General features: G+C 69.5%; 11 protein-coding genes. 5 read left to right on the top strand and 6 right to left on the bottom strand.

Translation table 11 applies throughout. From position 1 onward, the window contains the following. Both rpoD and dtd read right to left on the bottom strand, forming a co-directional pair. The coding region (gene rpoD / locus ACPEH1_RS14570) for an RNA polymerase sigma factor RpoD (RefSeq protein ID WP_423715979.1) at positions 1-1,527 on the bottom strand (1,527 nt) is incomplete at its 3' end. A gap of 89 nt (positions 1,528-1,616) precedes the next feature. Continuing rightward, positions 1,617-2,057, bottom strand: coding sequence for a D-aminoacyl-tRNA deacylase (gene dtd / locus ACPEH1_RS14575; protein ID WP_017357508.1), 441 nt, complete (start codon positions 2,055-2,057; stop codon positions 1,617-1,619). A gap of 118 nt (positions 2,058-2,175) precedes the next feature. On the opposite strand from dtd, the gene ACPEH1_RS14580 reads away from it, so the two are divergent. The 4 genes from ACPEH1_RS14580 (at position 2,176) to ACPEH1_RS14595 (ending at position 6,415) form a co-directional block, all read left to right on the top strand. Next, entirely contained in the window at positions 2,176-3,093 is a 918-nt protein-coding gene (locus ACPEH1_RS14580) for a lauroyl acyltransferase (RefSeq protein ID WP_423715980.1), read from the top strand. A gap of 67 nt (positions 3,094-3,160) precedes the next feature. Then, on the top strand, positions 3,161-4,297 hold the full coding sequence (gene ribA, locus ACPEH1_RS14585) for a GTP cyclohydrolase II RibA (RefSeq protein ID WP_026071013.1): 1,137 nt from the start codon (positions 3,161-3,163) through the stop codon (positions 4,295-4,297). A gap of 82 nt (positions 4,298-4,379) precedes the next feature. Further along, positions 4,380-4,895 (top strand): PH domain-containing protein, encoded by a 516-nt coding sequence (locus ACPEH1_RS14590; RefSeq protein WP_423715981.1) that lies wholly within the window; start codon positions 4,380-4,382, stop codon positions 4,893-4,895. Further along, complete coding sequence (locus ACPEH1_RS14595) at positions 4,892-6,415, top strand: PH domain-containing protein (RefSeq protein WP_287255531.1); 1,524 nt, start codon at positions 4,892-4,894, stop codon at positions 6,413-6,415. Before ACPEH1_RS14590 ends, ACPEH1_RS14595 begins: the two co-directional genes overlap by 4 nt. Before the next feature lie 22 nt (positions 6,416-6,437). Here ACPEH1_RS14595 and ACPEH1_RS14600 read toward each other — a convergent pair whose 3' ends face one another. Further along, positions 6,438-7,496: a CDP-glycerol glycerophosphotransferase family protein gene (locus tag ACPEH1_RS14600; protein ID WP_312708113.1), complete on the bottom strand. Its 1,059-nt coding sequence runs from the start codon at positions 7,494-7,496 to the stop codon at positions 6,438-6,440. On the opposite strand from ACPEH1_RS14600, the gene ACPEH1_RS14605 reads away from it, so the two are divergent. Further along, entirely contained in the window at positions 7,495-8,313 is an 819-nt protein-coding gene (locus ACPEH1_RS14605; protein WP_287255532.1) for a glycosyltransferase family 2 protein, read from the top strand. The genes ACPEH1_RS14600 and ACPEH1_RS14605 overlap by 2 nt on opposite strands. Here ACPEH1_RS14605 and ACPEH1_RS14610 read toward each other — a convergent pair. The 3 genes from ACPEH1_RS14610 to rsmB all read right to left on the bottom strand — a co-directional run bounded on the left by ACPEH1_RS14610 (position 8,298) and on the right by rsmB (position 12,786). Beyond that, positions 8,298-9,587, bottom strand: a complete 1,290-nt coding sequence (locus tag ACPEH1_RS14610; protein ID WP_423715982.1) for an O-antigen ligase family protein — start codon at positions 9,585-9,587, stop codon at positions 8,298-8,300. The genes ACPEH1_RS14605 and ACPEH1_RS14610 overlap by 16 nt on opposite strands. 111 nt (positions 9,588-9,698) lie before the next feature. Continuing rightward, positions 9,699-11,420, bottom strand: a complete 1,722-nt coding sequence (locus ACPEH1_RS14615) for an ArnT family glycosyltransferase (RefSeq protein ID WP_136004460.1) — start codon at positions 11,418-11,420, stop codon at positions 9,699-9,701. Between the two features lie 25 nt (positions 11,421-11,445). Then, a complete protein-coding gene (rsmB, locus tag ACPEH1_RS14620) occupies positions 11,446-12,786 on the bottom strand; it encodes a 16S rRNA (cytosine(967)-C(5))-methyltransferase RsmB (protein ID WP_243746293.1) in 1,341 nt (446 codons plus the stop codon).

Here is a 12,786-nt window from a genome sequence, read left to right on the forward strand (position 1 = left end):
CATCGAGATCGGCTCCTTGGCGATCTTCATCACCTTGCGGATCTTGTCTTCCGGCATGTCCATTTCCTTGGCCAGCTCCTCCGGCGTGGCCTCGCGGCCGTACTGCTGGAGCATCTGGCGGGAAATGCGGTTCAACTTGTTGATCGTTTCGATCATGTGCACCGGAATACGGATGGTGCGGGCCTGATCGGCGATCGAACGGGTGATGGCCTGGCGGATCCACCAGGTCGCATACGTGGAGAACTTGTAGCCGCGGCGGTACTCGAACTTGTCCACGGCCTTCATCAGGCCGATGTTGCCTTCCTGGATCAGGTCGAGGAACTGCAGGCCGCGGTTGGTGTACTTCTTGGCGATGGAGATCACCAGGCGCAGGTTGGCCTCGACCATTTCCTTCTTGGCCTTGCGCGCCTTGGCTTCACCGTAGGCCATCGCCCGGCTGATTTCCTTCAGCTCTTCCAGTTCCAGCCAGGTGGTCTTCTCGATGTCGATCGTGGCCTGCTGCTCGGCGATGATCTGGTCCTTCACATCACGCAGGGCCGAGGACCACTTCTGCTTGCGCTTGAGGGCGTCTTCCACCCATTCCAGGTTGGTCTGGTTGCCTTCCCAGGAACGGATGAAGTCCTTGCGCGGCATGCGCGCGGTCACGGTCGCCAGGTTCAGCACGCGGCGCTCGTGGGACTTGATGTCGGCCATGACGTCGCGCAGCTGCTTGACCAGCACGTCGGTCAGCGGCAGCGGCAGCTTCAGGGTCACGAACACGGCGGCCATGTCGTCGCGCAGCTTGGCCAGCGGCTTGCGGTCGCCCTTGGCGGCCGCCTTCTTGAACGCGGCATAGGCGTCGGTCAGCGCCTGCATGCGGCGCGCGACTTCTTCCGGGTCCGGGCCGGTCGGGCCGGCGTCTTCCTCGGCGTCGACGTCGTCGTCTTCGTCCTCGTCGGCATCAGCGTCGGCGTCGTCGCTGGTGTCTTCGGCCACGGCCGGGGCCGGGACTTCCTCGACCAGATCGTTGAAGCCGACGATCACTTCGGCCAGGCGCTTCTTGCCTTCCTTGTGCGCGTCGTAATCGGCGAGCAGGGTTTCGACCGACACCGGGAAGGTGCCGAGCGCAGCCTGGACCTGGCCCAGGCCTTCTTCGATACGCTTGGCGATGGCGATTTCGCCTTCGCGGGTCAGCAGTTCGACGGTACCCATTTCGCGCATGTACATGCGCACCGGGTCGGTGGTGCGGCCACCTTCGGTGTCGAGCGCGCTCAGCGCGGCGGCGGCTTCTTCGGCCGCGGTGTCATCGACTTCGCGGTTGCCGGTGTTGCCATCGTTGAGCAACAGGGTTTCGGCATCGGGCGCAACTTCATGGACATCGATGCCCATGCCGTTGATCATGCCGATGATATCTTCGATCTGCTCCGGGTCGACGATGTCGTCGGGCAGGTGGTCATTGACTTCGGCGTAGGTCAGGTAGCCCTGTTCCAGGCCCTTGCTGATCAGAAGCTTGATGTCGTTTTGCTGGGCAGGACGTTCGTTGGCCATGTAGTGCTCGCGCCACCGGCTGGGAGAGGGAATAGAACCTAGCATTATACCAGCCCGGCGCCCCGCCTTCCCGGGCGGTGGTCCCGGGGCTAGGGTCTGAGCAGGAAGGTCACGGGACCATCATTGACCAGGCTGACAACCATATGGGCACCAAACCGCCCGGTTTCCACCCCTGGGGCGTGCTTTTGACGGCATGTTTCGACCAGTTGGTTGAATCCACGTTCAGCCTCCGCAGGCGCGGCGGCGGTACTGAAGCCCGGCCGCATGCCGCTGGCGGTGTCCGCCGCCAGGGTGAACTGGCTGACCAGCAGCAGGCCCCCCCCGGTATCGAGCAGCGATCGGTTCATTTTTCCGCCCTCGTCGCCAAAGACACGGTAACCAAGCAGGCGATCGGCCATCCGCCGGATCTGCGCGTCGGTGTCGCCCGGCTCCATGCCGACCAGGGCCAGCAGCCCTGGCCCGATCTGCCCGACCACGGCATCGTCGACGCGGACACTGGCTTGGCTGACGCGCTGGATGAGAACAAGCATGGCAGGGCTTCCGTGGCAGGGGGCGGACTACCTTAGAGGCTGGGGGTGCGGTTGGCGATCCGGACCGTGGGCGGGCTGCGGATGCCCCCGCACCGCCCAGCGGCTAGACTTCCACGTGATGAAACCGCATACCACCGCCCGCCTGGCCTATCGCGCCGCTGCCCTGTTCACCCGCCTGCCCTGGGCCTGGCTGCGTGGGTTGGCCGCCGCCCTGGCCTGGTTGTGGATCCGCCTCAATGCCCGCGAGAGCCGGGTGACCCGACGCAATCTGGAGCTGGCCTACCCCGAGCTGGCCCCGGCCGACCGCGCGGCGCTGCACAAGGCGGTGCTGCGCTCGACCGCGATGCAGGCCATCGAAACGCTGCGGCTGTGGACCCAGCCCCGCGAGCGCAACCTGGCCTGCCTGACCGAGCGTCACGGCGAGGCCCTGTACGACGCCGCGCTGGCCTCGGGAAGGGGCGTGATCGTGGCCGCCCCGCATTACGGCAACTGGGAGCTGCTGAACCAGTGGCTGGCCTCGCGCGGGCCCATCGCCATCGTCTACAAGGCGCCCGATGAAGCGATGGGCGACGCCTTCCTGCAGCTGGTGCGTGGCGGCGACAACGTGCAGCAGGTGCGCGCCGAGGGCCCGGCCGTGCGCCAGCTGTTCAAGGTACTCAAGGACGGCGGGGCCACCGGCATCCTGCCCGACCAGCAGCCGAAGGCCGGCGACGGCGTGTTCGCGCCCTTCTTCGGCATCGAGGCGCTGACCATGACCCTGGTCAACCGGCTCGCCGAGCGTACCGGGGCGACCGTGCTGTACGGCTGGTGCGAGCGGATCGGCCCGGACATGCAGTTCGCCCTGCACATCGAGCCGGCGCCGCCGACGGTGGCCGACCCGGACCCGCGCACCGCCGCCAGCGCGCTCAATGCCGGGATTGAACGGATCGCGCGCCGCGATCCGAGCCAGTACCAGTGGACCTACAAGCGCTACACGCTGCGCCCGCCGGAAAGCGGCGAAGTGGACCCTTACGCCACCGAGGAACACCCGCACTGAATGCGACGCTGTGTCGCGCCCGGGCGCGATTGGAATCGTCGCCCCTCGTCCCCACTGTGAACCCACGATGTCCCCCACGGCCCCTGCCATGTCTGATGCTGCTTCTTCCCTGTTCGGCGATCCGGCCGCGATCCGCTGCGAGCGCGCGGTCGCCGAGCTGCGTGCCGGCCGCCCGGTGGTGATCGATGACAGCCACGGCCAGCGCCTGGCGTTCATCGCCCTGGACAGCAGCACCCGCAGCAGCTTCGGTGCCTTCGCCGAGGCCGCGGCCGGCCAGCACTACCTGTTCCTCACCGCCACCCGCGCGCGGGTGCTGGGCGTGGCGGCCGAACATGGCGCGCGCGTGCCGCTGGCCGGTATCGATTTCGATGCACTGCCATCGTTGGGCTACCTGCGCGAACCGGAGGCGATGCCGCCAGGCTGGAGCGCCGGCCAGGCGCTGGACGACGGCGCGATCGAAGTGGCGCGGCTGGGCCTGTTGCTGCCGGCCACGGTCGGGGTGCTGCTGGACCCGGCCGATACCCGCTTCGACAGCTGCGCGCAGGTCTCGCTGTGCGACCTGCACCAGGGCGCCGAGCAGGCCGCCCATGCCTACGAGCTGGTGGCGCGCTCGCCGGTGCCGTTGCGCGACGTCGGCATGACCGAGTTCGCGGTGTTCCGCGGCGGCGTCGCCCAGCGCGACCAGGTGGCGATCATCGTCGGCACCCCGGACCTGTCCGGCGTGGTGCCGGTACGCGTGCACTCGTCCTGCCTGACCGGAGATCTGTTCGGCTCGCTCAAGTGCGACTGCGGCGATCAGCTGCGCCGCGGCCTGCGCAAGCTCAAGGATCTTGGCGGTGGCGTGCTGCTGTATCTGGACCAGGAAGGGCGCGGTACCGGTATCGCTGCCAAGATGCGCGCGTACGGTTATCAACATGACGGCCTGGACACCATCGACGCCGATGCACAGCTCGGCTTCGGCGCCGACGAACGCCGCTACGGCAGCGCGGCGGCGATGCTGCAGGGCCTGGGCGTGTCGCGGGTGCAGCTGCTCAGCAACAACCCCACCAAGGCCCAGCGCCTGCGCCATGCCGGTATCGAGGTGGTGGAGTGCGTACCGGTCACCGGCGACATCACCGTCGAGAACGAGCACTACCTGCGCACCAAGGCCGAGCGCGCGGGGCACCTGCTCGATGTCGACGCGCTGATCCAGGCCGCGCAGTAACCGGGCAACCTGCTACCGTCTGCGCCACGGGCGCCGGTTGCTGACGCGGGCGTCCGGCCCTGTCCACGCCGAGCGCCCTGCCTTGACCGAGTCCATCGATCCCGTCGTGCCGCCCGCGCTGCCGCTTCCGGCAGCCTGGCAGCCGTTGCCGCTGCGTGCGGCCTCCATTGCCGCAGCCAGCGGCGCGCTGACCGGCGCACTGCTGCCCGGCGGCGCGCTCGGTGCCGGCTGGTTCCTGCTGTCGCTGCCCGGGCGCTGGTGGGGCGTGGCCGCGATGGTGGTGCTCGGCGCGCTGATCGGCGCGGTGATTGGCTTCCGCCGTCAGCGCCGCACGTCGTGGCGCCTGGATGCGCGCGGGCTGGGCCTGCGCCGCGAGCTGCTGTGGCAGCAGGAAACCCATGTCCCGATCTCGCGCGTACAGCACCTGGACCTGCGTCGCGGGCCGATCGAGCGTAGTGCAGGGCTGGCCACGCTGGTGGTGCACACCGCCGGCAGCCGCATGAGTGCGGTCTCGATCAGTGGCCTGGACCAGGCCGATGCCGAGCGCCTGCGCGACACCCTGGCCCACCAGCTCGACCAGGACGACGACGCCCTGTGAGCACCCCGGCCCCCGAAACTCCGGCACCCGAGCAACGCCTGCATCCGTGGTCGTGGCTGTTCGTGCTGCTGATGCAGCTGCGCCAATCCCTGCTGCCGCTGGTGGCGCTGGTGGTGTTCGGCAACCGCGGCGACCGCGACCAGCTGTGGCTCACACTGGGCCCGCTGATCGCCGTGGTGGGGCTGGTAGCGTACGCCCTGCTGCAGTACCTGACCTACCGCTACCAGATCGGGCGCGATGCGATCACCGTGCGCAGCGGGGTGGTGTCGCGCAACCGCCGCGAGATTCCGTTCGCGCGCATCCACAACGTGGTGGTGCACCAGAACCCGCTGCACCGGCTGTTCGGCGTGGCCGAGCTGAAGCTGGAATCGGCCGGCGGCAACCGGCCGGAAGCGGAGATGCGCGTGCTCAAGCTGGACCAGGCACTCGCACTGGAAGCACTGGTCCGCCAGCGTGGGCAACCGACGGTGGCCGTCGCCGCGCCCGGCGCGACCGAACCGCCACCACTTCCCACCGATCCGGTCCTGCTGCGGCTGGGCGCACGCGACGTGCTGCGCATCGGGCTGCTGTCCGACCGTGGCTGGGTGGTGGTGCTGGCGGCCGTGGGCGCGGTGATGCAGTTTGTGCCGAGCGGGACGGTCTCCGACGTACTCGACAACGGCAGCCGGCAGGCGTTCGGCTACGCCAGCCACCTGCATCCCAGCACATGGATGTGGGTCGTGGCCGGTGCCTCCGCGCTGCTGGTGTTCTGGCTGCTGCTGCGGGCGCTGTCGGTGACGCTGGCCTTCCTGCGCTACCACGGTTTCCAGCTCAGCGAGCACGAGCGACGCCTCACCGTGTCCAGTGGCCTGCTGACCCGGTTGCGCACCAGCGTGGCGCGGCGTCGGATCCAGGCCTGGACCCTGCGCGAGAGTCCCCTGCAGCGCCTGTTCGGGCGTCGCCATCTGGGCATCGACATCGCCGCCAGCACCCCGGGCGATGGCGAACGGCGCGACCTGCGCGAGCTGGCCCCCTTGGCCACGCCGGCCGCGTGCGATGCGCTGGTGCAGCACCTGCTGCCGCATGCGCAGTGGCCGCCGGCCACGTGGCAGCCGGTGGATCGGCGCGGCTGGTGGCGGCTGTGCCTGCCGGCGCTGGTGATCGCTCTGCTGCTGGCTGCCGGTGCCGTGTGGGAAGACCAGCGCTGGGGCCTGCTGGTGCTGCTGTGGCTGCCGTGGTCGGCGTTCAGCGCGCGGCGGCGTATGGCGCGCATGGGCTACTACGTGGACGACGCACTCGTGGCCGTCCGCGGCGGCTGGTGGCACCGCTGGTGGCGGTTCGCCGAGGTGGACAAGGTGCAGGCGCTGCGCCTGTCACGCTCGCCGCTGGACCGTTGGCTGGGCACTGCCAGCCTCTGGCTGGATACGGCCGGTGCCAGCGGCAGCCTCCCGCTGTGCCTGCGCTACCTGCCCGACGCCGAGGCCCGCGCGTTGCAGGCGCAGCTGGGCGATGCGCTGGCCAGGCGCCGGCTGCACTGGTAGACGCGCGGCCGGGGGCCCACCCTCAGCGCCTGGACGGCCCCCAGTATCCCAGGTCGCGGCGGATCTGCAGGCCCCGCGTCCAGGCGCCGAACGGTTTGCGTTTGAGGCGGCCCAGTTCCCCGGCCAGGAAGTCCTCGGTGGCCGCGATCACCCGTTCGCTGGAACAGCCGTCGCGATAGGGATGGATCGCATCGGCATAGCGGCGGATCTCGGCCATCAAGGCCGGCTCCGGCGCCAGTGCGCGCGCCAGCATCGCCGGCAGCTGCGCCGCATCGTCGAAGTCGATCATGTGCGGCTGCGGCACCCGGTTGCGGAAGGTCACCACCGGTTTGTGCTGCACCACGAACTCGGACACGATCGACGAGGTGTCCGACACCAGCACATCCGCCGCCCGCTGCGCGGCCATCACCTGCTCGGGCTCGATAAAGGCGGCGTTGGCGCCGGCCAGCGCGCGGTAGCGGTCAAACAGCGCGGGGGGACATTTGGGATGCAGGGTCAACAGCCAGTAGCGGTCGCCGCGGGCGATGTCGGCGGCGATCGGGTCATACAGGTGCGGCGCCGCACTCAGCCGCTCGGTGAAGGTGGAGCCGAACAGGATCACCGGGCGCGCCTGGGCAGGGGCGCGCAGGGCGGCCGACAGGCCACCGTCATCGCGGAACAGCGGGTCCAGCTTGGGCCAACCGGTTTCGGCGACGGCGAAATGGCCATCGCGCATGGCGAGGTCACGGAACGGCGTGGTGGTCGCCGGACCCTGCGTGCAGTACAGGTCGAACAGACCGCGCACCCGGAAGTGGCCGCGCGCGCTGTCGCGCTTCTGCACGTTGAAGCCGTGGAAGACCTGTACTTTGGCCCCGGCAATGAACGGCGGCACCCAGTTGGCGGCGCTGAACACCGCGCGCGGACGCAGCGCCAGCGCCTGCTTGAGGTCTATCCCGGGCACCCCCGGCACCGTTGCGCCGGCCGCGCCGTCGACGAACCAGGTCGACACCGATTGCCCGGATGCGTGCAACGCCTCGGCCAGTGGGGCGAGAATAGGCAACGCATAGCGTTCCGTCGCAAACAGCAGGTACTCGGCCATCATGTCCTCCACGACCGCTCCCGTTGAACGGCCTCGCATCTCGGCCTGCATTATCGCGTTCAATGAAGCCGACCGCATCGGCGACTGCCTGGCCTCACTGGCCTTCTGCGACGAGATCATCGTCGTGGACTCCCATTCCACCGATGCCACCGTAGCCATCGCCAGCGCCGTCGGTGCCCGCGTGCTGCAGCGCGCGTTCGACGGCTTCCGCAGCCAGAAGGCCTTCTGCGTCGCGCAGGCCAGCCACGACTGGGTGCTGTGCCTGGACGCGGACGAGCGCGTCGACGACACCCTGCGCGCCTCGATCCAGAGCGCCCAGGCTGGCGGCTTCGCCGGCCATCACGGCTACCGGTTCGCGCGGCTGTCGGCCTACTTCGGCAAGTTCCTGCGTCACGGCAACGCCTATCCGGACCGGGTGATGCGGCTGTTCGACCGCCGCCACGGCGGCTGGCGCGGCAAGCGGGAGATCCATGAAGCGGCCAGCGTCGACGGTACCGTCGGCACCCTGCGCGGCGACCTGATCCATTACCCCTACCGTTCGCTGGAGCAGCAGCTGGCCAAGACCCAGCGCTATGCGCGGATGATGGCCGAACACGAGTTCGCCCGCGGCAAGCGCGCCACGCTGGGCAAGCTGGTGCTGGCCCCGGCGTGGCGCTTCTGGCGCGGCTGGCTGTTCCGCGGCGGGTTCCGCGATGGCTGGCACGGACTGGTGTACGCCTACGTGCGCGCCAACTACGTGCGCCAGAAGACCATCATGTTGTGGATGCTGCAGATCGGCCAGCCGGTGGCGGACCCGCCCCGGGATCAGCCGCCGGCCTGAGCCGGGCGCTGGCGGTGGGCGTGTCCCTGCAGGACCGACAGGCCGGTCAGCAGGGCAACGATGGTGACGTAGAAGCTCGCGGTGATCTGGTGGGCGAACATCGACTGGGTCAGGCCGCACAGGAGGTAGGCCACCACCACCATGATCCCGGCTGCGGCCGGGCCGCGGAAGCCGATCTGGCCACTGCGCCGGTGCAGCCTGGCAAACACCAGCAGCGGCACGCCGTACACGGCCAGCAGCAGCAACAGCCCGGGCACCCCCTGGGTGGCCGACCACTCGGCCAGGTCATTGTGCGCGTGGCCCAGGTGGCAGCGCGGCTCGTCCGGGTCTTCGCGGCACACCGGCAGGCGCAGCATCGCGCTGTCGAAGTGGCCGATCCCCACCCCGATCAGCGGGTGGTCGAAGAACGTCTCATAGGCCACCTGCAGGCGTTCGACACGGGCGCCGGCAGAGGAATCGCTGTCGCCGCGCTCCATCCGCACCACATCGTGCTGCAGTTCGGTCAGGCGCACCTGCTCGCGCAGGCCGGGGACGGTCAACGCCAGCGTGCCGGCGATCGCCAGCAGCGCCAGCAGCACCGACAGCCGCGCCCGCCCGGTCCGCCAACGCAGGCTCATCGCCATCACCACCAGCAGGGCCACCAGCGCCGGCCATACGCCGCGGCTGCCACTGAGCACGATCGTGACGCAGCCGGCGATCATGCCCACGATCACCCACGGCCAGCGGTGGTGCGGGCGACAGAACACGAGCAGCACCATCAGCATCAGCACGATGTCGGCCAGCACGATCGCATTGGTGCTCAGTTCGGCGCGGGGCGCACCCCCCATCACCTGCACCACCGACAACACCATCACCGCCAGCAGGCCGACCAGCGAACCGGCCCACAGCCAGTGCAGCGCCGGGCGCAGCGCGCAGACCCACAGAATGATCCACGGGATCACGACGAAGCGGGAGCGGTTGTCGATATCGCGCAGGCCCTGCTCGAACAGCAGCATCGACACCAGCGACAGTGCGATCACCGCCAGCATCAGCCAGCCCAGCACCACCAGCGGACGACCGGCGATGACCCGCGCGCGCCACAGCTCCAGCGGTGCCAGCAGGCTGCCCAGCAACAGCAGCAGGCCGTACGGCAGCAGGTTCTGCGGCACGCTGAGGATCAGCGCCGGCAGGCAGAACAGGCCGATGTTGGCGACCCAATGCGCCACGCCGAGACGGCCCTGCAAGGGCGGGAATGACGCCACGTCGGTCGTGCTGGACGCGCCTTGCTGCTTCATTGCCAACCTCGACTACCACGCCCAGGCCGCAAGGCCCATTGACACGACCGGCGCGACCGGCGCCCACGGAGCGGCCAGCGGACCTGGATGGCCCGATGACCCCGGCTATCTTTACTCATCGCCATCGATTCTGTGCAACTCGCGTTCGCGCTTCTGTTCAGCCGCCGTGGCCGTACAGGGACCGCGGATATCACTGGCCCGCACCAACCACCAACGACGCCGGTTGGCGACCCCGGCCAGCGTGGCGCTGTCGCGATCCACGCAGCCCAGCAGCGCGTCTTCCTGCACCAGCAGCCAGCGCTGCGCGGGGGCCTGCATCTGCCACTCCACGCCGTCGCGCAGCTGGTTGTCCCAGCGTCGGTTGAATCCGAAGGTGGTGGCCGCGCGGTCGGCCATCAGCAGGTTCTGCTCCTTCCAGGCCACCAGGCCCAGCTCCGCATCCGGGCCGATCCGCTGGCCGACCTGCTGCATCAGCCCGCGCGCGGAACTGGAATCGTTGAACAGCGGGTAGCCGATCAGCCCGTAGGCCACCCAGGCCATCGCCAGCGTGGCGATCGCCGCCACGTGGAAGCGCCGGCGCCCGCTGAACACCAGGCTCATCACCGCGCCGCAGCCCAGTGCGATGCCGATCCAGGCCAGGCCGCTGGTCACCGCGGTGTCGATGCCGCGCTTGATGATCAGGCTGCGTTCGAAGCCGGGCTCGCCCCCGAGCATGGCGATGCCCACGCCCAGCAGCGCCAGTGCCAGCACGGCAGTGAAGGCGCCCATCAGCCATTGCACGTCGCGCCGCCGCAGCAGCCCGGGCAGCAGCGGGGCCAACGCCAGGCAGAACATCGGCAGCGCCGGCAGGATATAGACATCGCGCTTGCCGTGCGGGATCGAGAAAAACAGCACGATCAGCAGCCACCAGCCCAGCAGCATCAGGTAGCGTGGATCGCGCCGCCGCAGCCGCCGCCACCAGGCCGGAACCGCCCACGGCAGGACCAGGAAGGCGGGAAGCCACATCGACGGCATGGTGGCCAGGAAGTACCACCACGGCTGGTGGTGATCCCAGGACTGGGCGTAGCGCTTGGCGGTCTGGCGGAACAGGATGTCGTCCAGGTAGGCCCGGTACTCGGCCGAACCGCTGCCCAGCGCGGTCAGCACCATCGGCACGAACCACATCGCGATGGCCAGCACGAATGCCAGCGGCGCCAGCCAGAAGCGGGCATCGCGGATGTGCAGCCTGACCCGCGGCCATCCGAGCAGCGACGCCGTGGCCGCGGGCACAATCATCAGCAGCGCGAGCACACCCACGCCCTTGGTGATCACGCCCAGCCCGGCCGCGAACCAGCCCAGCCACCACCATCGCCACGCCGGCCCACACAGCAGGTGGCGCAGCAGGCCGTAATTGGCCAGGGTGATGAAGAACACCACCAGCGGATCGATCTGCGCCTTTTTCGACTGGAAGGTGAAATGCACCGCAAACAGCAGCGCCCAGGCGGCATACAGCCCCACCCGCCGCGTCCACAGGCGTCGTCCCAGGTCGTAGACGCAGGCCAGCGTACCCAGCGCCGCCAGCAGCGACGGCAGCAGGAACGCCACGCGCCAGTCGCCGATCAGGCGATACAGGATCGCCTGCGACCACATCAGCATCGGCGGCTTGTCCGAGTAAAGCTCGGTGCCGCGATGCGGGAACAGCCAATCGCCACTGGTCACCATCTGTTTGGCGACCAATGCGAAGCGGGGTTCATCGGAGGGCCACGGGTCGCGCAGGCCAAGACCGGCCCCCAGCACAAGCAGGGCCATCAGGGCGAGCAACCAGAACTCTCGGGACGCGCGGGTGTTGAGCATGGGGCGCGATTCTAGCGGTGTTGGCCTAACCCTTCTTTAGCAGACGCGCATAGAAGAAGCCGTCAGCGCCGTTTTCACCCGGCAGGCGCTGTCGCCCGGCCCAGGAATCGTGGCCGAATGCGTCACCCAGCGGCAGGAAACCGGCGTTGCGCGTGCGCTGCAGGAAGGCCTCCACCTGGAACTGGTTTTCCTCGCGCAGGATCGAGCAGGTGGCATACAGCAACGTGCCGCCAGGCGCGAGCATCGTCCAGCAGGCATCCAGCAGGCGGGCCTGCAGCGCGACCAGCGCCTCGATATCGGTCTCGCGCCGATGCAGCAGCACATCGGGCTGGCGGCGGATGATGCCGGTGGCCGAACACGGCGCGTCCAGCAGAATCGCGTCGAACGGCTGGCCATCCCACCACGCGGCCGGATCGCCCGCATCGCCGGCACGCACCTGCGCGTGTTCGCCGACGCCGGTGCGCGCGAAGGTCTCGCCGATGCGCTTGAGCCGGCGTGGATCGATGTCCAGCGCGAGCAGGTGCAGGCTGGGGTCGCGTTCGAGCAGGTGGGCGGACTTGCCGCCCGGCGCGGCGCAGGCGTCCAGCACCCGGATTCCCGGGCGCAGCGACATGGCGTCGGCGACCTGCTGGGCCGACAGGTCCTGGACCGACAGCGCGCCGTCGGCAAAGCCCGGCAGGGCCGATACGGCCACCGGCGTCGGCAGGCGGATCGCGTCCGGCGCGATCGGCGACGCCTCGGCGGCGATGCCGGCCGCCTCCAGCCGCTGCAGCATCGTGTCGCGATCGCCGTGCTGGCGGTTGACCCGCAGCCACAGCGGTGCCGGCTGCAGGCTGGCCTCGAATACCGCGTCGGCCTGGTCCGGCCAGTCCTGTTCGATCCTGTCGGCCATCCACAGCGGGAACGCCGCGCGCGCCGGCTGCGGGGGGATGCCCTCGCGCTGGGCGCGGCGCAGCAGCGCGTTGACCATGCCGGCCTGGCGTTCGCGGCCCAGCGCGCGCGCGGCATCGACCGTGGCCGACAGCGCGGCGTGCGCCGGCAGTTCCAGCGCATCCAGCTGGGCGAAGCCGACCAGCAGCAATGCGCGCAGTTCGTCTTCGCGCACGCTCAGCGGGCGCTGCATCCACTGCGCCAGCGCCGCGTCGTACGCATTGCGCCGGCGCAGCACCGCAAAGCACAGCGCTTCGAGCAGCGCGCGGTCGCGGCTGTCATCGAGCGTGGGCAAAGCGGTGGAGAGCTCGGCCTTGAGCGACCGGCCGCGGCCGATCACCTGGGCCAGCACCTTGGCGGCCAGCACGCGGGTGGGCACGCCGGGTGCCATCGCAGCGCGCGGCGCGGCCTGTTTTTCCTGCCGGGGATGGGCCAT

Source organism: Stenotrophomonas sp. NPDC077421, from assembly GCF_049545505.1.
GTDB classification, from domain to species: Bacteria; Pseudomonadota; Gammaproteobacteria; order Xanthomonadales; family Xanthomonadaceae; genus Stenotrophomonas; species Stenotrophomonas nematodicola.